Raw genomic sequence first — 21580 nt, forward strand, 5'->3', positions numbered from 1 at the left:
TACCGTCGCCCCCGACTCCCCTTCGTATGACTGCCCAAATGGGAACCTGATCCAGCGACAAAACATCAGTCACCTGTTGATACCCGCCCTGTGAGTGCGGCGACATACTCACATAGCACATCTGTTGCCCATGCAGTACAAACGCCTCGACGAATACGGCGCGATCGGCGATAGGAACGCGATTGCCCTGGTTGGCCGTGACGGCTCGATCGACTGGTGTCCGTTCCCACACGTCGAGTCCCCGAGCGTCTTCGCCGCACTGCTTGACGCCGACCGCGGCGGACACTTCGCCGTCCGTCCCGCACAGTCGTTCGACTCCGTCCAGCGGTATCGCGACCGGACGAACGTCCTCGAGACGACGTTCCAATCTGCCGGCGGAAGTGCGACAGTGACGGACTTCATGCCCGTCGACGATGCCACCGGTTCGACGGACCTCCCACCGGCCGTCTACCGGAAACTGGACTGCGAGACCGGTCCGCTCGAACTCGAAGTCGCGTTCGAACCGCGCTTCGACTACGCGCGAGACGTCCCCGAGATCGAACCCGTCGCCGACGGCGTCGTCGCGGTCGGAGACGACGAGCGGGCCGTCCTCTCGAGCGATGTGTCGCTCGCACCGTCGGCGGACGGCCGCGAAGCGTCCGGAACGGTAACGCTCGAGCCCGGCGAGACGCGCTGGCTGGTTCTCGGTTACGACGAGGCGATTCCACTCGAGCCGTCAAAGCATCGGGAAACCCTCGAAGGCGTCGTCGATTACTGGCGGGAGTGGACCCACGACTGCGACGAGACGGACTGTCCGGTCGGCGGTCCGTGGCACGACCTCGCGATCCGTTCGTCGCTCGTGCTCAAGCTTCTCCTCCACGGGGATACCGGCGCGGTGTGTGCGGCTCCGACGACCTCGCTGCCGGAGGACCTCGGCGGCGTCCGCAACTGGGACTATCGATTCAACTGGATCCGCGACGCAGCCTTCACCGTCCGCGCGCTCTCCGAACTGGGTCACCTCGAGGAGGCCCGGTCGTACTTTCAACTGTGTCTCGACCATTGCCGGCATCACGACCCCGGGTCGGTTCCGCCGGTCTACGGACTCCACGGCGGGAGCGATCTCGACGAACGCATCCTCGATCACCTCGAGGGATACCGTGAATCCGCCCCCGTGCGAATCGGCAACGCAGCCCGGAAGCAACACCAGCTCGACGTCTACGGCGAGTTGATCCTCGCGATATACGAGAGCGTTCGGTACGGCGAGGCGGTGACGACCGACGATTGGGCGGTGATGTGCGACCTCATCGATTACGTTTGCGAGGGGTGGGACGAACCCGACGCCGGCATCTGGGAGATGCGCACCGACCACGAGCAGTTCGTCTACTCGAAGCTCATGTGCTGGACGGCGCTGGACCGCGGCATCGACCTCGCCGAGGCGGCCGACGACGTCGACGCACCCCTCGAGCGGTGGCGGACGTGCCGAGCGGAGGTCCGAGAGGCGATCCTCGACCGGGGATTCAGCGAGCGGACGACCAGTTTCGTGCGGTCGTTCGGCGACGACGATACGCTCGACGCGGCGAACCTGCTCGTCTCGGTCGTCGGCTTCCTCCCGCCTGACGACCATCGCGTTCAGGGAACGATTGATGCGACGCTGGCCCGGCTGGCGACCGACGACGGACTCGTTCGGCGCTACGAGGGCAACGACGGCCTCCCCGGCACTGGGAGTCCGTTCGTCGTTAGCTCGCTATGGCTCGTCACCGCGCTCGCACTGTCCGGGCGGACCGACGAGGCGGCCGACCGTTTCGAGTCCATTCTCGAGTACGCAAGCCCGCTGGGGCTCCTGGCCGAGGCGGTCGATCCCGAAACCGGCGAGCAGCGCGGCAACTACCCGCAAGCGTACAGCCACATCGGGCTCATTAACGGGGCACTCTCCCTCGCCGACGCGGACGACTCGATCGACGGTCCGCCGGCTTCGCCGGCCCCGCTGGGCCGCGACGAATCGATCGCCGACGTCGCCGCAGACCAGGAAATCGTCCGACGGCAGACCGACACGAAGTGAATGACTATGAGTGACGACAGACACGACGACGCGACCGACGAACGGACCGCCGTGACGGCCGACGCGCGAGAACGCGACTCGCGGACGGATGGCCGGGGCGGCGACGAACACGATGGAGCCGACAACGAAACCGACGGCGAGAGCCGGGACGGTGGCGACGACGGATCGATGCGTCCGGGCACGATGATGCTCGCCCACCCGACGAAAGAAATCTGGCCCCAGTATGCCATCGTCTCATTGGGTATCTGGCTCATCGCGACTGTACCAGCACTCGACTACGGGAGCGCGCCGCTGATCTGGAACAGCGTCGTCAGCGGCCTCGTCCTTATCGCGCTCGCCGGCCTCACGATCTATCGCGAGAGCGGGTACGCCAATTACGCCAACGGGTTCGTCGGTCTCTGGCTGGTGTTCGCGCCGATCGCGTTCTGGGCGCCGTCGGCCGCCGCGTACGCCAACCACGCGCTCGTGGGCACCATGGTGATCACCTTCTCGGTCCTCATCGTGATGCGCTCGGAGATGGACGGGCCGACCGTCCCGCCGGGTTGGTCGTACAATCCGTCGACCGGCGCGCAGCGCGCGCCGCTGATCGCGCTCGGAATTTTCGGCTTTTTCGCCTCGTGGTACATGGCGGCGTTTCAGCTGGGGTACATCGGCAGCGTCTGGGACCCGATATACGGTACCGGCTCCGAACAGATCCTCACATCGAAGGTGTCGAAGGCGTTCCCGGTTTCCGATGCCGGACTCGGCGCGGTCGCCTACTCGGTCGAGGCGCTGATGGGTTTCATGGGCGATCGGCGGCGATGGCGCACGATGCCGTGGATGGTCGCTTTCTTCGGCGTCGTCGTGATACCCCTTGGCTTCGTTCAGGTGCTTCTGGTCATCATGCAGCCGATCATGGTCGGAACGTGGTGTACGCTCTGTCTGCTGTCGGCGTTTGGCATGCTCTGGATGATCTCGCTGACCGTCGACGAGGTCGTCGCGATGGGGCAGTACCTCGTCAGACTGATGCGCCAGGGTGACTCACTCTGGACCGCTTTCTGGATGGGCGGGACGTTCCCCGAAGACGAGGCCGGCGTCGGTGAGAGCGCGATGCGCGAAATCGACGATTCACCAGCGAGCGAGCCGTTCTGGGGCGTCTCGATCCCGTTGACGCTGGTGGCCGCGATGGCGCTCGGCGCGTGGCTCATGCTCTCGCCGACCGTCTTCGGGACGACCGGTTTCATGGCCGACAGCAGCCATCTGGTCGGCTCGCTCGCCGTCTCGTTTACCGTGATCGCGACCGCCGAACCCGCTCGCGCGATCAGGTTCCTCAACCTCCCGCTGGCCGTGTGGATCGCCGTCGCCCCGTGGCTGGCCGCCGGAGTTCCGACGATAGCCGCGATCAACGCCGTCGTCGCCGGCGTCCTCCTGGTGCTTCTTAGCGTCCCGCGTGGCCCGATCGAGGACCGTTACGGCGGCTGGGAGCGCTATGCAACCTTCGAGACGGTCGACCGACTGAACCCCCTCAGTAGCTAACGATGTCAGAAGCCAACTCCGAAGTCGTCGTCGTCACCGGTGCATCGGCCGGCGTCGGGCGAGCAACCGCTCGCGCGTTCGCCGAACGCGGCGCGAAGATCGGACTCCTCGCGAGAGGCGAGGACGGTCTCGAGGATGCGCGGAAGGACGTCGAGCGAGCCGGCGGCGAGGCGGTCGTCGTTCCGACCGACGTCTCCGATCCCGACGCCGTCGAAGCCGCAGCCGAGACCGTCGAGGACGCGTTCGGGCCGATCGACGTCTGGGTGAACAACGCGATGGTGTCGGTGTTCTCGCCAGCCGCGGAGATGACTTCCGACGACTACCGCCGCGTCACAGAAGTCACGTATCTGGGATACGTGTACGGGACGCAGGCGGCGCTCGACCGAATGCGGCCCCGCGACGACGGGACGATCGTGCAGGTCGGTTCGGCGCTGGCGTACCGTGGCATTCCGCTCCAATCCGCCTACTGCGGCGCGAAACACGCGATCCAGGGTTTTACCGAATCCGTGCGGACGGAGCTCATCCACGACGACTGTGACGTTCAGCTGTCGATGGTCCAGATGCCCGCGATGAACACGCCCCAGTTCGAGTGGTCGAAAAGCAGGTTGCCGCGCAAGCCCCAGCCCGTGCCGCCGATCTACCAGCCCGAAGTCGCCGCTCGAGCGATCCTCTGGACCATCGATAACGGCAAGGACGAAATGTGGGTCGGCCGGTCGACCCTGAAAGCGATCCTCGGCAATCGTTTGATCCCACGTCGTCTCGACAACTATCTCGCCCGCGGTGGCTACGAGGCACAGCTGACGGACGAGCCGACCGATCCCGACCGGGAGAACAACCTCGACGAACCGGTATCGGTCGATTACGGCGCTCACGGTCGGTTCGACGAACGAGCTCGCGACCGGAGCTACCAGCTCCAGGCGTCGATGCACCGCCGCGCACTCGCCCTGTTCGTCGGACTCGCCGCTGCGATAGCGAGCGCGATTTTCGGCCGGCGCGTTCTGTCGGACGATCGGGAGTGAGGGGCTCGCGGTCGCCACGGACCAGCCGCGATCGCCCGTCACGCGACACGTCACGGGCCCCTCGTATTCGATCGGTGCAACCGTCGCGCTTTTTGCACTTCCATTCGTACGGATAGGTAGCCAATCCAAATGCAATCGACGCACCCCCGCTCGTCAGTCGCCCTCTTTTCGGCCGTGCTCGCTGCGGTGCTGATAACTGGCGGGCTCGCGGGACCGGCACTGGCGACGACCGCGGCTGCGACCCCAACCGGATCAGCCATGGAGTCCGTCGATATGACCGCGGACGCCGGGTCGACAGCCACCGGGACCAGTGAGTTAACTGCGGCCACGGCCATCGACACGGGCTCAGGGACCGGTCCAGCGGCCGATCAGGCACGGACCGATCGTCCCGAGAATCCAACGACGGAGGACACCGTCGGCTACGTCGCGGGCTACTGGTACGACGACGAATTGCCCGTCGACGATCAGTCCGACGCGGTCGTGGCCGAAGACGAGCTCGCCCCCGTCGTCTACCGTTCGATGGCTCGCGTCGAGCGAATTCGAAATCTGACCTTCGAAGACGAGGTGTCCGTCGACGTCGTCACCCGTGCGGAGTACCGGCGGACTACCGGCGACCGGTTGGCGAACCTGACCGCGGCCGAACGCCTCGAGCAGAACGTCGGGTACGAGGCCCTGTTCACGGTCGATCGGAACACCGCAGCCACAGACGCGACCGAATCGATGTACGGCGGTGCCGTCGCCGGCTACTACGATCCCGAAACCGACGAAATCGTCATCGTCTCCGAAAACCCCGAGACGCCCGAACTCGACGAGTTGACGCTCGGTCACGAACTCGTCCACGCGCTTCAAGACCAGCGGTTCAACCTGTCCCGCCTCCACGGATCGACTCAGGACGAGGACCTGGCTACCGACGGACTCGTCGAAGGTGACGCAAAGCGGGTCGAACTCGAGTACAAAAGCCGGTGTCGCTTCGATTGGAGCTGTCTCTCTCCAAGCTCCGAGAACGGAAATCTTCCCGCCGATATCAACTGGGGCATCTACTTCACCATCTATCAGCCCTACAGCGACGGCCCCGATTACGTCAACTATCTCCGCGATCAGGATCGAGGGTGGTCGGCCGTCAATGCAGCCTACGACGATCCGCCGACGACCACCTCGGCCGTGATCCACCCCGGTTCCGAACGCGAACCGGCGAACGTCTCGGTTCCGGACCGCTCGAGTGGCGACTGGCGACAGCTCACCGTCGACGGCCAGGTGGCGGCCGACACCGTCGGTGAGACGGGCATGGTCGCGATGTTCGTCGCCGACGCGTTCGAATCGAGCCGACAACCGGTGATCGAACAGGGCGACTTCCTCGACGGCGGCAGTCAGGGGTACGACTACGATCACTCCGTCACGAACGGCTGGATCGCGGACCGACTGGTCGTCTACACGAACGACGACGCAGCCAACGCGAGTACACCGTCGGCGGCCGGCCAAGCCGGCTACGTCTGGCGATCCGAGTGGCAATCGGCTGCGGACGCCCAGGAGTTCGTCGACGGCTATCTCCAGCTGCTCGAGTCACACGGTGCCAAAGCCTCCGACGATCGACAGGACACCTTCCTGATCGACGACGGCGGCTACGGGGGCGCGTACTACGTCGAGCTAAACGGGTCCACGGCGACGATCATCCGTGCGCCGTCCGCTGACGAGCTGTCGACCGTCGAGGCCGGCGCTGCACCCAGCGGAGATGATTCCCTCGAGTTCCCCGCGGACGACGATTCGGACGAGTCCGATACGATTCCCGGCTTCGGTCCGTCCGTCGCGATCGGCGCGCTCGTTCTCTTCCTGTTTGGCAGCCGTTCTCGGATCGTCCCAAATCAGGGTCGGTTTCGATCTGGCCCTCACGGACGGAACGATAACCGTGACTGAATACCGCAAATACGACTCGGGAGGTCGTTTACGGTACGATTTCGACGAACAGCAGACCGATGAAACGGGGTAGACTACTCGCGGTCCTCGTCCTGGTGGTCCTCTCGGGGTGTGCCCTCCCCGGCGACACCGGCGGATTCGACGCTGATCGTGAACTCGGGCACGTCGGTGACTACGCGTCCGGTGACGATTTCACGTTCGATACGAGCAACGGCCTCACCCGAAACCAGCTCGAGGCAGTCAAGTACCGTGCGATGGCTCGGATCGAGGTCGTACGCGGGTTGAAGTTCAGCCGTGACGTCGAACTCGAGGTAGTGAGCCGAGCGGAGTACCGCAACCGGCGGGCGGGTACCGAGGGGAACGCATCAGCGTTCAGGAACGAACTCTGGCGCGGCGCGTTCGTCGTCGACGGAGAGACGGATGTCGGGCGCGCCTTCGACGATCTTTACGGTGACTCCGTCCAGGGCTACTACGTGAACGACCGGGTCGTGATCGTTTCCGACGACACCGACCGAATCCGAATCGACAGGTGGGTTCTGGTCCACGAGCTGACCCACGCATTGCAGGATCAACAGTTCGGAATCGCCCGCGAGAGCGATCGCGTAGACGGCGTTCGTGCCGAGAACGGCTTGATCGAAGGGGAGGCGAACTACGTTTCTCGGCAGTACGATCGCCGATGCGGGGCGGAGTGGCAGTGCATGCCCGAACGGCGGGGACCGACGGCTTCCGGCGAGACGCTCTCCGATCGACCGTTCAACGTCGGGCTCTTCCTCTCGATCTACGCGCCGTACGCGGAAGGGACGCCGTTCGTCGCCGATCTTCACGAGCGCGACGGCTGGGACTCGGTCGATCGAGCTCACGGAAACCCGCCCCGTAGCACGTCCCAGTTGATCCATCCGGACCACTATCCCGACAGGGAACCGATCGACGTCGCGATCCCGGATCGTTCGAGCGACGATTGGCGCCCGATCACGAAAGGAACCGACGGGAGTAACGGTGGTGCCCCCGTAGCCCGCACGGAGACGCTCGGCGAGGCGACCCTGTTCGCGACGCTGTGGGCAAACGGTGTGATCGACCGCCCGCTCACTGCGGGCACGTCCGAATTCGCGACGTACAACTATTCCCACCCCGCGACCGCCGGGTGGGCCGGGGACGCCGTCCAGGTCTACCGAAATATGGCGAATCGAAACAGAACGGGACACGTCTGGCGGCTCACCTGGGACAGTCCGGCAGATGCGGCCGCGTTCGCCGACGCGTATCGGACGCTCCTCACACGTCGCGGAGCAGAGATCGTCGAATCCACGGCGGTTACAGAGAGGGACGTGTATCGAATTCCGGACGGGACGCAATTCGCTGGCGCGTATCGTATCGACGTGACCAGCGACACGGTCGAGATCGTCGGCGCACCGTCGGTCGACGACATTGCGGCGATCCACGCCGCGGGGCCGGTGTCAGAACAGAACGGGTCGCTCGAGACAGCGTCCGCCCTCGAACCGGCTACACCCATTTCGTCATCCCGATCTGAAGACGATATCGAACCGCAGGCAGTGGAAGGATACAGCAGTCCTCGAGATTTCGCGGGTAGAACCGGGACGTCACAGCGGACCTCGGGGACGACTCGAGCGGCGGTAGACGGGTAGCTTTTTTGCCTCCCGGGGAAAACCGGCGATATGTCAAATCCGTTCGGAACGGTTTCCCCTGAGGCAATTCTCGACGGGGAAGCGACAGACGCGTACTTCGAGCGTACTCGGGACACGCTCGAGTTCGCGGACAAGAATCCGCACGTCGTCGCCGAAGTAACCGCGGATCAGTTTTCGACCGGCGATTTCGACGTCTTCACTGGTGTGAAAGATGTCGCAACGCTGCTCGAAGGGCGGGATCTCGATGCCGACGCGCTCCCCGACGGCAAGTTGTTCGACGGTGGTCCGGTACTTCGAATCGAGGGTCGATACCTCGAGTTCGCCGAACTCGAGACGTCGCTGTTGGGGTTTCTCTCCCAGCCCAGCGGATTCGCTACGGCGGCACTCGAGGCGCGACTCGCGGCTCCAGACTCTCTCGTCCTGTCGTTCGGCGCCCGCCACGTTCACCCATCGATCGCCACGACGGTCGAACGAGCGGCGTTGCTGGCTGGTTTAGACGGTTTTTCTCACGTTGCAGCAGGCGACATTCTGGACCGAGAGGCGAGCGGGACGATGCCGCATGCGCTCATGTTCTGCTTCGGCGCGGGCAACCAGGCAGACGCCTGGGCGGCGTTCGATGACGCCGTCTCCGAGGCGGTCCCGCGGATCGCGCTGGTCGACACCTTCTGGGATGAGAAAAGCGAAAGTCTACTGGCCGCCGAGACGCTCGGTGACGACCTCGACGGCGTCCGGATCGATACGACGAGCTCCCGACGCGGCGATTTCGAGCACATCATCCGCGAAGTTCGCTGGGAACTTGACGCCCGGGGCTACGAGGACGTGGACATCTTTTGTAGCGGCGGTCTCGATCCGGACACCATCCGCCCGCTGTGTGCGTTCGCTGACGGCTTCGGCGTCGGCAGCCACATCACCGGGGCCGAATCGGTGGATTTCAGCCTCGATATCGTCGAAATCGACGGCGAACCGATTTCCAAACGGGGCAAACTCGCCGGCGTCAAGGACGTCTATCGAACCCCCGAAGGCGGCCACCACGTCTCACTCGCCGACCATGAGGGGCCGACTGAGGGCGAACCGCTGTTCGAGCCGCTAATACGCGACGGCGAGATCGTCCGATCGTTCGATCTCGATGCGGCGACCGACCGGTGTCTCGAGGACGCCGAGGTCGTCGGGGTTGGCCAGTAACCCGACCCTGCCGACACACGTCGACGTCGCGACTGAACTATCGATCAGACCGTCTTCGTTTCCGGGATTTCTGGGTTCTATACGTGGCCCACATATTGTAGTCCGCCGCACTGTCAGTACCGCTCGTTTCTCTCGTCGATCTGATCGCATTCTGGCGTACTTCGTCCGTCGCTGCTGTGGCGAACGATCAACTCGGATCGATGGTCGAGAATTCGAATTGTCTCACGACCATGAGAGTAACCGTACCCGTGATGGTGAAGGGACGCCCGGATCAGCTCTCCTGCGACAGGGACGGCTCTCGAGGGACGACTCGTCGGAAGAAGGGGATTCCAGTTATACCTGTTCGATGCTGCCGTCGGCCTTGCGCTCACGGAAGACTTGGCCCTCGAACAGCGTGACGACGACGTCGTCGTTCTGCCAGGCTCCTGGTGAAAGTTTGGCCTTTCGACACGTTCGATCGAGATATTCGCGGGCGCTCCAGTCGTTTTCGACCGGCACCGTTGGATAGAGCCAGCCGCCTTCCCCGCCGTCGATGGCGACACCGTGAGTGCCGATTTCGAGGTCGGCCAACGGATCATCGGTTAGAACGACGTTCTTGACCGTACAGACCGAGACCGTGAGATTCGGTAGCTCCGAGGGACTCACTTCGGAGCCACAGGAATCCTCGCTCGCGGCCTCGATCGCCGCGTCGACGATGACGTGGCCGAGCTGATCACCCGAACGGTAGCCGCCTGCGCAGCCTCTCAGGCTTCCTCGGCCGCGGGTTGATTCGAGGCGGACGAACGCGCCGGTTCGCTCGTAGAAGGCTTCACGCATGCTTCCCGGTTGTTCTCGTTGCCCGTGTCGTACGTAAGATTCGACGGCTTCGCGCGCAAGTTCGACGGCGCGCGCACCGTCTTCGTAGGAGAGGTCGACGCCCTGTCGCTGGGACATACAGATGTACATGGGGATCGTCATCCTAAAACGCTTCCATTCGACTCGAGAGGCAGTGACAACGGTAATGAGCGATTAAATTTGTCCACCGTCTGCCCGAGAATTGGATGACGGCTTTGCTGTCCTGGGTGAGACGGGCAGTCGATCTGTTGTGGGATCACGCCTCGGTCGTTCAGCGACGCAGCGTTCTGTCCGTGCACTACGACTGGCCCGTCAGTCGGTGGCGGTGAAGTCGTCGGTGAGCTGATTCACGCACCCGACCGTCCGGTCGGGATTGAAGTAATCGCAGTGCTGTGGCACCGATTCCGTGACGTCGACCTCGTAGTAGTTGTCCGGAGTTGACCCGGTGGACCACCAGCCGCCGCAGTCCGAGCCTTCACAGCCGAGCCCGTTTTCGAACGTGCTGAAGTCGTAGAGCGTACAGACGACGGTGTCGTCTTCGGAACGGTAGCTGTAGACTTCGTCGGCGGAATTCCGTATTCCGTCCGAGAACCGGCCGTCGTTACAGACCGACGTATCCTCGACAGCAGCTCCGACCAGCGAGACGGTATCGAGGACGACGTCACCGTCGAGTTCTGAGAGGGCCTCGAGTATCACGCGGGTCCCCAGGGAGTGGCCGATGAGTCGCAACCTCGTATCCGTCCGCCCCTGAAATGTTCTGCGAAGGCAGCGACCGAGACGAACGCCCGCGTCGTCGGCGTTGCTCTCTGCGTCCCAGAAGTTGAGCGTATCCGACGCCCATGAAGCAGCCGTCATCGGCACGTCGTAGCCCGCCTCCTGAAGTGCCATATCGAGCGCGTACGTCTGGTCGTCGCTGGATTGCCTTCCGTTCCAGCCATGGACGTAGAGACAGAGCTCGTCCCCGTCCAGTTCCACTGGCTCTGGTCGTTCTCGTGTCAAATCGATCGTCGGATACGCCGTTGGCGAGTTGGGCCAGTTAGTGCAATCTTTGATATTACCTGCCGATACGGAACTGCTCGCTCCCACCAGTCCGGCCAGGCCGGCCGATCCAGCCGAGGCTGCCCTGAGAACTCGCCGTCGCGTCGGTCCACCCGGTTCCTCTCCACTATCCGTGCTACCGAACCCCATGCCAATGCCCCCCATACGTAATATATAATAATTACGTTTAGGTCTATATTTCTTTCTTACCATATACACTATTTTCATATTTTATATGTGAGTCCATGGAGCGAGAACGGGGCGCGGAGGGGCGTCGCGGCGTGGTCAGAGGCCCGATTCACCGAGTTCGAAAGCCGAGTATCCGCGACCGGGGGACTTATTCTCCAGAGGCTCCAATTATAATTGGGAGAGAGAGCCCGGCTGCCGCGATGGTCTCGCTGGCAACGGCGCGGCCACCAGGTACCGTAGGTGCCCCTTCTGGGGAGCCTACTGTCCGCGAGGAAAGTCCCCCCACCTGTTTGGGCAGGTGACCGGGCGCAAGTCCGGAGCGGGAGACCGCTGGCTCTGGAACAGAAACGACACGTCTCGGCCCGACCGATGACGCGTGCGAACCCGACCGCGAGGAAGGGGAGCTAACCCGCAGAGGGATCGGGTGACTCAGCGTGCGTATGACGTGAGTCGCCGAGCAGGCAGGTCGACCGATCACGGTTCGAATCCGTCGATCGACCACCTCTAGACGGCCGAGGAACGATGGAACGGCGAATCCTCACCGGTGCAAGTCCACACCGTGGTAGCCTGAACACCCCACGGCGAAGCCGTGGACGGTGTGGATGCTCAGCCGAATGCCGGGCCGAACAGAAGGGGGCTTACTCCTCTCACCCAGTTCTATACCCGTTCAGAACGACGATACGGTCTCGAACGTTGGTTTCGACGCTGTCGGTATTCGAAGCCGGTGTCGTCCTTCCTTCCCGTGACTTCGCTTTCAGCCTCGCTACCGCAGTTTCGCGTTCGTTCGTTTCCCTCGGTACCGTCTTCGCGATCGTCCGGAGAGGCCCGGATTGCGGTCAGTCCATCGTCGTCGATGTAGATGGTTCGGTCGGCGACCGCACACCGCTCACCGACGTTGGCGCTCTCCGACCGAGAATAGCTCCACTGTTCCACTCCACTCTCGATGTCGAACGCAACGAGCGAATTTTCGTACTGTCCGCCCTGCAATCCGACGCTGACGAGCACCGTGTCGTGTGCGATTACGGGATCGCCAATCGCGTGGGAGTACTTCCCGATGGACCACCGCTCGTCACCGGTCTCGAGGTCGACCGCGATGAGTTTGTAGCGAGTGGCAAAGAGCAGCACGTCCTCGCGGACGGCCACCCGTCGAATACCGCCGTGCCAGATCTCGTCGCGCTCACCGGTCGATGAATCGTAGGCGGCGACAACTTCGGATTCCGTTCTGACGAATACTTTGTTTTCGGTCGCGACGAGATCGTACAGATAGTAATAGTCCGTCTCGATAGCCAGTTCGCACTCGCCCGTCAGCGGGTTGAGACAGGCGATAGTCCCTTCCTCGGCGATCGAAAAGATGCAGTCGTCAGCGGCAACTACACAGCTCTCGAGTGCGCGACTCGCGGCAGTTTGCGTTGTCCACGGGTCGCCGTCCGAAACCGAAATGGACTCACGCACCCATTCGACGGTGCCTGTCTCACAATCGACCGCAGTCAGGCTCCCTCCGGCGAACGCGTAGACGATACCGAACGCAACCGTCGGAGATTCGATCGCGGCGCCGTCGGCGCTAGCGACCGCGGTCTGCCAGCGAACGTCCCCGGTTGCAGCGTCGAGGGCGGCCACGGTATCGTCACCGCTGACGTAAACGTTGCCGTACGCCGCCGTCGGCTGGCCATCGGTGGCTACGTCTTCACTGCGCCACTCGAGCGTGCCATCTGCTGCGTTGAGCGCCTGTACTGTCCCCTCGTCAGATAGGTAGGCTGTTCCGTCGACGACGACGGGGAGCGCTTCGGCGTCGGTCCTCCAGTCGGTCTCGAGCGCGTCGAACTCGTATCCTTCATCGAACCCATCGACGGTCCCGACAGCGGCTGTACGCCCGCAATCTCCACGCATCGTCGACCAGCCAGTGGCCGCTTCGGGGGGTTCCGATTGTAGTCCGCCCGTTTCTTTCTTACCGTCGACTGACGCACCCGCTTCGTTCGCTCCCGAAAGCACCCCGCTGGCTGCGACGGCCGTTGTACATCCTATCAGAAATTGCCGTCTCGTATTACTACGCATGTTCTCCCAGAGTTATGTGATCACTATCAGTATCATTGAAATAAGAAGTTTCACACGTGGAACTGATGCGCTGGTGTCGTTCTATTTTTGCAACATTCTACCAACGGGAGAGAGCTGGCGATTGCGCTGTCACTGATAGCGAAATGTCGTCGATACGATCCCCTTCGACGCATCGGAATCAGCGACCACCGTGGACTCTCTATCTCTCTTCAGGAATCTCCTCGAGTCCGTTTCCCAGATACGGACGGCTCGCTCGGCTCACCGATCGTTGTGTCTGGGAAAACGTCCTGACGGAGTTCCACGCGAGCGGTAGCGAGCGTGGAGCACGTCAGGTCGTGATCGAAGTGAACGTCCTGACGGAGATTTGAACACGCCAAGATGTTCCGGGCGTGCTGCCTCGCTTCGGTCGGCCGTTCCGGGCTGCAACTCGTCTGTTCAAATCTCCAGGGAGTTTCGCCGACACCAGCCGCTCGCTCCGCTCGCGGTTTGGTGTCAGCAGAAACGTCCTGACGGAGTTCCACGCGAGCGGTAGCGAGCGTGGAGCACGTCAGGTCGTGATCGAAGTGAACGTCCTGACGGAGATTTGAACTCCGGTCCCTGGCTCCGCAAGCCAAGAGGATAGTCCACTACCCTATCAGGACTCAACTCATCGTAGCCGCGTGGACATTAAAGCCCTTTCGAAAGGGCCCGGCTGCCGCCCGTCGATTTCTGTAGCCGTCGACACTGTCGTAGTCGTTGAACGTCATTGCACACCTCGCTCGCGAATTTGCGGACAGCAAGTATTCGCTGACCGCAGCAGTGCGAGCGGTGGGTGAGTCGTTTCAACGACTACTATCGGAGGATTCGGGCCCGGTATCGACTCGACCTTGGGCGTACCCGTCCACGGAACTGGTAGCCGTGAGTGCTCTGTGGTTGCTCTCGGGCCGATCCACCGCGGCGCCCACGCTGACATTTATATACGAAGGAGTGGCCAGCAGCGGGTATGAATTACCGCTCGAGGCCCCTCGGCGCGCTGTTTCGGCGTACTGATCCTGCGAGGCCGGTGACGATCGATCCGACCGATCCGATCGGTCCGTGCGACGGACGTCGAACGACGTCGAGGCGGCGAATGGATAACGCTTATGCGGGGGCTACCCATGCACGAGCATAGAATGAGCGACATCGAGGGCGTATACGAGGACCTCGAGGCCGACGTCTCCCTCGAGGAGTTTCGCGAGGCCGTCGAGGCGAAAGTCGAGCAAATGGGGGGACTCGCGGACGAGGAGACGGCGGCAATGCTCGTCGCTCACGAGATCGGCGAGAGCGAGGTCGGTGGCATCGCCGACATCGAGCCCGGAATGGAGGAAGCCAAGTTCGTCGCCAAAGTAACGTCGATCGGTGAGGTGCGTACGTTCGAGCGCGACAGCGAAGACGAGGACGGCCAGGTCGTCAACGTCGAGGTCGCGGACGAAACAGGTTCTGTGCGGGCGGCATTCTGGGACGATCACGCCGAAGCGGCTATCGAGGAACTCGAGGAAGGACAGGTTTTGCGCATCAAAGGCCGACCGAAGGAAGGGTTCAGCGGTGTCGAAGTGAGCGTCGACGACGTGGAACCCGACGACGAGACGGAGATCGACGTTACGATTTCCGATACGCATACCGTCGAGGAGCTCTCGCTCGGTCTCTCGAACGTCAATCTCGTCGGAGTGCTTTTGGACACTGATAGCGTCCGGACCTTCGACCGAGACGACGGTTCCGAGGGGAAGGTTTCGAACCTCGTTCTCGGCGATCCGACCGGCCGCATCCGCGTTACACTCTGGGACGAGCGAGCCGATCAAGCAACGAAATTGGAAGTTGGAACTACAGTCGAGGTGATCGACGGGTACGTGAAAGAACGTGACGGAACCCTCGAACTTCACGTGGGCAACCGCGGCGCCGTCGAGGAAGTCGACGAGGAGGTCGAGTACGTCCCGGAAAGCACGTCAATCGAGGATCTCGAGATCGACCAGACGGTCGACATCGCGGGAGTCGTCCGTTCGGCCGACCCGAAGCGAACGTTCGACCGTGACGACGGCTCCGAAGGACAGGTCCGAAATATTCGCGTTCAGGACGCGACTGACGACATTCGCGTCGCACTCTGGGGCGAGAAAGCCGACATCGATCTTGGACCGGGCGACGAAGTCGCCCTCGGCGACGTCGAGATCCAGGACGGCTGGCAAGATGACCTCGAGGCCTCCGCCGGCTGGCAATCGACGATTACGGTCCTTGAATCCGATTCCAGTAGTACGAACGCTGGTGAGAGTGGCAGCGACTCGAGCGACGAGAACGCCGGGTTATCGGCGTTCGCTGGTGATACCGGAGCCGGCGAGGACACGGATGACGTCGGTGAGGACGAGAAAGACGGGGACTCGGTCAGCGCCGACGACAGTACGGATGACCCGGCAGACGGCGAAACGTTCGAATTCACCGGGGTAGTGGTACAGGCCGGCGATCCGATCGTGCTCGACGACGGCGAGAAAACCATGAGCGTCGCGACCGACGCCGACGTCGGTCTCGGTGAGGAAGTAACTGCACGAGGAGTCGTCCGCGACGGCCGCCTCGAAGCAAACGACGTGTTCTGATACCGCGAGCAACCTCGTCGCCCGCCTAGGAAAAGCGTTAAGGGAGTCAGCTTCGCCTATCATGATATGAACGTCGAACTCCCGTTCGCCCCGGTTGATACGATCATCCGGCGAAACGCGGGCGATCTTCGTGTGAGTGCCGACGCGTCGAAGGAACTCGCAACGCGGATTCAGAAACACGGGAGCGAACTCGCAATCGATGCGGCCGAGGAAGCAACAGCAGACGGCCGCAAAACGTTGATGGCGGAAGACTTCGGTGTCGAGACGGTCGTCGACAAAGACGACCTCGAGTTGCCGGTCGCACCGGTCGACCGGATCGCCAGACTGGAGATCGACAATCGGTATCGCGTCGCGATGGATGCCCGCATTGCCCTCGCCGACATTCTCGAGGATTATGCGGACAACGTCGCCCGAGCGGCGACGATCCTCGCACACCACGCCGATCGGCGAACGATCACCGACGACGATATCGAGACGTACTTCTCGTTGTTCGAGTGAGCAAATGCAGTTCGGCTACAGCGAGACCTGTCTCGCACACGATCCCGGTTCGCGCCACCCCGAGTCGCCGGACCGGCTACGGGCGATCCGGGAACGGCTGAAGAAGAAACACGGCGTCGAGTACGTCGAGGCCGACCCCTGTGACCTCGAAACATTGGCGTCCGTTCACGACCGGGAGTATCTCGAGTCGGTCCGTGAGTTCTGTGTACAGGGCGGTGGGAGCTGGGATCCCGACACTGCCGCCGTCACGGAGACGTGGGACGCAGCCCGTCACAGTGCCGGCCTGGCTTGTTGGGCCGCCGAGGAATCGCTCGAGGGGGCATCGGGCCGTGAAACGCCGTTTTCGATCGGTCGACCGCCAGGCCACCACGCCGTCTTCGACGATGCCATGGGATTTTGCTTCGTCAACAACGTCGCCGTCGCGGCCCAGTACGCGCTCGATCACGACGCGTACGACGTCGATCGGGTCGCCATCGTCGACTGGGACGTCCACCACGGCAACGGGACGCAGGACCTCTTCTACGACAGGGGTGACGTATTCTTCACCTCGATTCACGAGAAGGGGCTGTATCCCGGCACCGGCGCCGTCGACGAAACTGGCGAAGACGACGGCGAAGAGACGACGATGAACGTACCGATGCAAGCCGGAGCCGGCGATTACGAATATCTAGCCGCGATCGACGGGCCCATCGCCGCCGCGATTACTGACTTCGATCCCGATCTGCTGTTGATCAGTGCTGGCTTCGACGCCCACCGCCACGATCCAATATCGCGAATCAGGCTCTCGACGGAGGCGTACGCGCTGATGTCCGATCGAATGCGAACGCTCGCCAACGAGACCGACGCCGCGCTGGCGTTCGTCCTCGAGGGTGGCTACGGACTCGACGTCCTCGCCGACAGCGTCGCGTTAGTCCACGAGACCTTCGACGGACGCGAACCGATCGAACCCGACGACAAATCCGGTGAGGGAGAGAAGCCAACGTTCGACGACGTTCTCGACGCGCACGATCTCGACGTCGAACTGGACGAGAGATAGGACTCGTCGGCCGCGTCGGCCGCGTCGGCTCAGGGACGGGGTTCGAAGTACGTTGCGAGTTCTGCAGCGAATTCGTCGAGCAGTGCCGTGACCTCCTCGCCGGTCAACACGTCGTAGCCGTCCCCGAGTGCCGTCTCGACGTGTGCGCCGAGACCCACATCGAAGAGTCGGTCGCTCTCGAGAAACGCCCGGGCGGTAGTGAACTCCCGGTCGCGTTCGGTCACGTAGCGGTCCCCCTCGATGAAGGGACCGTAGGCGTCAGGATCGTCGACGTACGCGGAATAGAACCCCTTGGCGTGGTCGCGAACGGAAATCGGCGGCCCCTCGTGGCGCTCGAGCGCAGGTCGTTCGCTGACAGCAAGCTCGATAAAGACGACCGCAGTTTCGTCGGCGAACGTCGTTCCTCGGAAGGCGTCGAATCCACGGCCGTCAAGTTCACGCGTGATACCGTCGAGCGATTTTCGGAGTTGCGGGTAGAGCTGGTCTTCGACGAGGTCCGGAGACGTGAATCGGACGGCAACGGGGGTGGTTTTCCGGCGCTCGATGTGTGCGAGCAGGTCGGATTTCGACAACGGATCAGGCTCGTCGGGCCAGAACATATCCGGGCGTGGGGTCGTCAAGAACTCGCGAGCGTAGTGCTGGAGGCGAGCGACGTTGTCTGGCGAACAGACTGCGGCGACGTTGCGCTCGGGATCGGTGGGATCGATGACGATCAGCGGATCGTCGAACGGGAGGTCGGTGGTGCCGACCTTCTCGTTTCGAGATGGAGTTGCCGTCTCGCGTGCGCGGCCGTGATCTTCCGGGTCGAGTTCGACCGGGGGCTGCCAATCGGCAGCGGCCTCGAGAAACGGTCGGAAGCCGCCGTACTCGCAGACGAGTAACTCGGTGAGGTAACCGCTGAAACCCCGCGTCCGGAGGTCGCTGCCGTAGACCCCGATTCCCGTAAGGAACTGTTTCGTAACTCGAATGTCCCCTGCGAGGTCGTCGTCGAGTCGCGCCTGAAGATACCGGGTGTGGAACGGCGTTCGGTCGACGGCCGAACGGATTTCCGTGGCAGACTCGAGCCGAAAGCAGGGGACGACGTCGACGTCGAATCCCTCGACCGTTCCTTTCACGTAGGGGTGTTCGGCGTACTCCTCGTGGCCCTCGGGGAGGGTCGCGTGGCCGACCTCGAGGCCGTACGTCTCAAGCGTTTCGCGGTCGAGATCCGGCGGGAAGCGCACGAAGATGTCGATATCCCGATCGCCGCTAATCCAGGTGTTTCTTGCCGTAGAGCCGACCTGCAAGACGTCAGCGTCGGCACAGCGGTCGGTCGCGGCGCGTTCGGCTCGGTCGATGAGTCGCTCTGCAATCTCACGGAGATGTGACCGTTCGTCTGCGTCGGGGGTCACTTCGGCTCGAATCTCGGCGACGATCCGCTCGAGGGAGTGATCCGTGTCTCCATCCGACGACCCGTCTCGTCCGTCAGCGCGAGAATCGCGCTGGCTGCACGTCGAACCGTGGTCGACACCGTCGTTGGCCCGTGGTCGACCACTCGGATCGCGTTCGCCACTGTCGTCGTCCTCCTCACTCATCGAATGGGGGTACTCGCGCCCCGCGTGAAAGAGTATCGAACCACGGGAAGCGAAAACGAAAGCCCTATCAAATCAACCCGGCTATCACAGGACGAGCCGAAGTAGCTCAGATGGTAGAGCACCTCGCTGTTACGGTGATGCAGGCCTGTCCTGTTCGCCGCAGATACGAGGTTGTCCCAGGTTCGAGTCCTGGCTTCGGCGCTTTTACGGAACTCTTGTCTCGCGAGAACCGTCCCGTCGTTCGAACGTAACCGCGGCTATATTCGCGACCAGCGGCGTCCAGTCGCCGAGCATACCGTCCGTCTACGGTCGCCGATTCGGGGGAGGGATTAACGTCGTCCGGCACCGACGTGATCACATGCCAAGCGACAGCGACGATCGTCGGAGTACCGACCATCACGGCCACGACATCGTAGATCCGCTCTACGTCGGGATCGTGACCGTCTCGAGTTCGCGCGCAGCCAAACCGGATCCCGACGATCCGGGTGGCGACACGATCCAGGAGGCGTTCGAAGCTGACGGCCACGAAGTACAGGAGCGATTGCTGGTCCGGGACGATTACTCGGCGATCCGGACCGCCGTCAGGAGGCTAGTCGCGCGAAGGGATATCGATGTCGTGTGTACCACGGGTGGCACGGGCGTCACCGCCGACGACGTTTCGCCGGAGGCGACCTCGTCGCTGTTCGAGCGCGAGTTACCGGGCTTTGGCGAACGCTTCCGCTCGCTTTCGTGGGACGAAGTCGGAACACGAGCGATAGCCTCCCGTGCGACGGCAGGTATCGCCGTCGATACGCCGGTTTTTTGTCTTCCCGGAAGCCAAAGCGCGTGCGAAACGGCCTGTGAAGAGTTGATCGTCCCCGAGACGCCACACCTCGCGGGGCTCGCGACGCGCCATCGCACCGGAACCGACGACCAGACGCTCGCCGATTATCAAACGGACTAATCGACTCGTTCGGCCACGGCTTCGGGCCGAGCAGTCACCTGCCCTGAACCAGGATTTTTTGGGTTCCATCGCGTGCGTTCGAATGCCATGTGTCATCACTTCGAAATCGCGACCGAACTCGATGAAGAGGAACGCGAGGCGATCCTCGAGTCCCACGACGAAGCCGAACTGGAGGCAGCGTTGACCGACGACGAACTCGAGGCGCTAATCGCGTAGCGACTCCAACCGTCTCGGCTTTCTCGCGGGCGTACCGGACAGCAAGTGTTAATTACTGCGCGCGATTTTTCCCGATTGAGGGCCCTTAGCTCAGTCTGGTGAGAGCGCTCGGCTCATAACCGAGTGGTCGATGGTTCGAATCCGTCAGGGCCCATGGAGCGAGACGAGTATTCACGAGTCTCGCGGACTGGAACCCTGCGGATTCGAATCAGGAAGCGGCTTCGCCGCGACCGCGGTTCGAATCCGTCAGGGCCCATCCGCTTACTACCCGAAGTGTGGCCGAAACGGATTCGGCCGATAAGGGGGGCTTGAGTTACTCGAGGGGCTTATACTCACTTTTCGAGTCACACCACTCTCAACCGGAGTCGAACCAGTCACTGGTTCCGGGTCGACGCCGTCTTGCGAAACTAGTAGCCGAAACGAGGTGGTCGGCGTGACGGTCTCGCCATGGTAGTCTGTCGACAAATCTACATGTCAGCACTGCGGAGCCCACGTTACCGACCGGTTCCGCCGCGTCTTTGGTGACGATGATGATCGAGCCCATCGCTGTGGTGACTGTGATTCGTCCGCTCGTCTGAGCCGTGGCTCCGCTGCTGGCGTCGACGTTGCGGTTCCTGATCCGGAAACGTCGCCCGGCCGTCACGGGGGTGAGATCGATGCGTAAGGACGGGGTCGTGCCTGCGAGGAGACTGTACGACGTCGAGAGTCGAACGCCCATAGCCCATCCGGCCTATCAAGCGACGGACGCGGACGTTCGGCAGGCGCTCGAAAACCAGGAAATTCGAGCAGGTGGTGGACAATCCTCGATCGATTATAACTGGCCTAGTTCTGGACATCAGCTGGCCAGTTCAAGGGAAGAATTTGGGCTCAAAAAAGCGACTTCAGCCGATCAAATAAGCTATTTTCATCATCTGAGGATTTGTCATCTGAATCATCCACAGCGGTCTCTTCGCTCGTCGATTCTTCTCTTTGAGTTTGATCAGGTGTATCTAATCGCGAAAGCGCCTGGTCAAGGTCAAAGTCGTCTGTCCGTATCTCGTGTTTCTTGGTCCCTGGCTCAGAAGTTTCGACAGGCTGCATTACGCTATCTCCGCATCTGGGGCAAGTACGCGAATTTCGCATTACCACCTCTCCGCAGTTCTGACACTGAAAGCGGAGCGTGTCGGTCATTTACCCTCTGTGGTCGGCCATGTGATATAGTTCCAGCGTCGAGAGCAGTGGATTCGGATACCGACTCTAAGGGGAGTGATTCACGATGAACTGCCTCGTCAAATCAGACGAGTGCGAGCGGTGCG

The 21580-nt window shown here is 62.5% G+C and carries 16 protein-coding genes, 3 tRNA genes, 1 other RNA gene and 1 pseudogene; 15 read left to right on the forward strand and 6 right to left on the reverse strand.

Annotated features, from left to right (window positions below):
- Positions 1–130 precede the first annotated feature (130 nt).
- The 6 genes from HYG82_RS38930 (at position 131) to HYG82_RS38955 (ending at position 9305) form a co-directional block, all read left to right on the forward strand.
- A complete protein-coding gene (locus tag HYG82_RS38930) occupies positions 131–2038 on the forward strand; it encodes a glycoside hydrolase family 15 protein (protein ID WP_179263247.1) in 1908 nt (635 codons plus the stop codon).
- 6 nt (positions 2039–2044) lie between these two features.
- Positions 2045–3553, forward strand: coding sequence for a vitamin K epoxide reductase family protein (locus HYG82_RS38935; protein ID WP_179263249.1), 1509 nt, complete (start codon positions 2045–2047; stop codon positions 3551–3553).
- Between the two features lie 2 nt (positions 3554–3555).
- Positions 3556–4572, forward strand: coding sequence for an SDR family oxidoreductase (locus HYG82_RS38940; protein WP_179263251.1), 1017 nt, complete (start codon positions 3556–3558; stop codon positions 4570–4572).
- Positions 4573–4701: 129 nt separating this feature from the next.
- Positions 4702–6483 carry an Hvo_1808 family surface protein gene (locus HYG82_RS38945; RefSeq protein ID WP_179263253.1) on the forward strand — a complete coding sequence of 594 codons (1782 nt, stop codon included), beginning with the start codon at positions 4702–4704 and terminating at the stop codon, positions 6481–6483.
- A 59-nt stretch (positions 6484–6542) separates the two neighbouring features.
- Positions 6543–8123 (forward strand): Hvo_1808 family surface protein, encoded by a 1581-nt coding sequence (locus HYG82_RS38950; RefSeq protein WP_218834186.1) that lies wholly within the window; start codon positions 6543–6545, stop codon positions 8121–8123.
- 30 nt (positions 8124–8153) lie between these two features.
- Positions 8154–9305 carry a nicotinate phosphoribosyltransferase gene (locus tag HYG82_RS38955; RefSeq protein ID WP_179263255.1) on the forward strand — a complete coding sequence of 384 codons (1152 nt, stop codon included), beginning with the start codon at positions 8154–8156 and terminating at the stop codon, positions 9303–9305.
- A gap of 333 nt (positions 9306–9638) precedes the next feature.
- Here HYG82_RS38955 and HYG82_RS38960 read toward each other — a convergent pair whose 3' ends face one another.
- A complete protein-coding gene (locus HYG82_RS38960; protein ID WP_179263257.1) occupies positions 9639–10238 on the reverse strand; it encodes a TIGR00296 family protein in 600 nt (199 codons plus the stop codon).
- A gap of 213 nt (positions 10239–10451) precedes the next feature.
- Complete coding sequence (locus tag HYG82_RS38965; protein WP_235217747.1) at positions 10452–11114, reverse strand: esterase/lipase family protein; 663 nt, start codon at positions 11112–11114, stop codon at positions 10452–10454.
- 428 nt (positions 11115–11542) lie between these two features.
- Between HYG82_RS38965 and rnpB the strand changes: the two genes are divergently transcribed.
- An RNA gene (rnpB, locus tag HYG82_RS38970) (RNase P RNA component) lies at positions 11543–12019 on the forward strand.
- A gap of 4 nt (positions 12020–12023) precedes the next feature.
- On the opposite strand, the gene HYG82_RS38975 is transcribed toward rnpB, so the two are convergent.
- Both HYG82_RS38975 and HYG82_RS38980 read right to left on the reverse strand, forming a co-directional pair.
- The gene (locus HYG82_RS38975) at positions 12024–13418 is read right to left on the reverse strand and encodes a PQQ-binding-like beta-propeller repeat protein (RefSeq protein WP_179263259.1); all 1395 of its coding nucleotides are present in this window, start codon (positions 13416–13418) and stop codon (positions 12024–12026) included.
- Positions 13419–13986: 568 nt separating this feature from the next.
- Positions 13987–14059: transfer RNA gene (locus HYG82_RS38980), tRNA-Arg, on the reverse strand.
- Positions 14060–14569: 510 nt separating this feature from the next.
- Here HYG82_RS38980 and HYG82_RS38985 point away from each other — a divergent pair.
- The 3 genes from HYG82_RS38985 to HYG82_RS38995 all read left to right on the forward strand — a co-directional run bounded on the left by HYG82_RS38985 (position 14570) and on the right by HYG82_RS38995 (position 17552).
- Positions 14570–16018, forward strand: coding sequence for a single-stranded DNA binding protein (locus tag HYG82_RS38985; RefSeq protein WP_179263261.1), 1449 nt, complete (start codon positions 14570–14572; stop codon positions 16016–16018).
- Positions 16019–16084: 66 nt separating this feature from the next.
- The gene (locus HYG82_RS38990; RefSeq protein WP_179263263.1) at positions 16085–16516 is read left to right on the forward strand and encodes a histone family protein; all 432 of its coding nucleotides are present in this window, start codon (positions 16085–16087) and stop codon (positions 16514–16516) included.
- 4 nt (positions 16517–16520) lie between these two features.
- A complete protein-coding gene (locus tag HYG82_RS38995; RefSeq protein ID WP_179263265.1) occupies positions 16521–17552 on the forward strand; it encodes a histone deacetylase family protein in 1032 nt (343 codons plus the stop codon).
- Positions 17553–17581: 29 nt separating this feature from the next.
- On the opposite strand, the gene cca is transcribed toward HYG82_RS38995, so the two are convergent.
- The gene (gene cca, locus HYG82_RS39000) at positions 17582–19126 is read right to left on the reverse strand and encodes a CCA tRNA nucleotidyltransferase (protein WP_179263267.1); all 1545 of its coding nucleotides are present in this window, start codon (positions 19124–19126) and stop codon (positions 17582–17584) included.
- A gap of 95 nt (positions 19127–19221) precedes the next feature.
- On the opposite strand from cca, the gene HYG82_RS39005 reads away from it, so the two are divergent.
- The 5 genes and pseudogenes from HYG82_RS39005 to HYG82_RS39020 all read left to right on the forward strand — a co-directional run bounded on the left by HYG82_RS39005 (position 19222) and on the right by HYG82_RS39020 (position 20949).
- Positions 19222–19327 (forward strand) — tRNA-Asn (locus HYG82_RS39005).
- Positions 19328–19484: 157 nt separating this feature from the next.
- The gene (locus tag HYG82_RS39010; protein ID WP_179263269.1) at positions 19485–20069 is read left to right on the forward strand and encodes a MogA/MoaB family molybdenum cofactor biosynthesis protein; all 585 of its coding nucleotides are present in this window, start codon (positions 19485–19487) and stop codon (positions 20067–20069) included.
- A gap of 87 nt (positions 20070–20156) precedes the next feature.
- Positions 20157–20285, forward strand: a complete 129-nt coding sequence (locus tag HYG82_RS44370; RefSeq protein WP_284145008.1) for a hypothetical protein — start codon at positions 20157–20159, stop codon at positions 20283–20285.
- Positions 20286–20364: 79 nt separating this feature from the next.
- A tRNA-Ile gene (locus tag HYG82_RS39015) sits at positions 20365–20439 on the forward strand.
- 270 nt (positions 20440–20709) lie between these two features.
- Positions 20710–20949, forward strand: a pseudogene (locus tag HYG82_RS39020) (DUF7563 family protein).
- Between the two features lie 203 nt (positions 20950–21152).
- Here HYG82_RS39020 and HYG82_RS39025 read toward each other — a convergent pair.
- Positions 21153–21365 carry a hypothetical protein gene (locus HYG82_RS39025; protein WP_179263271.1) on the reverse strand — a complete coding sequence of 71 codons (213 nt, stop codon included), beginning with the start codon at positions 21363–21365 and terminating at the stop codon, positions 21153–21155.
- Positions 21366–21580 lie beyond the last annotated feature (215 nt).

Source organism: Natrinema halophilum (assembly GCF_013402815.2).
GTDB classification, from domain to species: domain Archaea; phylum Halobacteriota; class Halobacteria; order Halobacteriales; family Natrialbaceae; genus Natrinema; species Natrinema halophilum.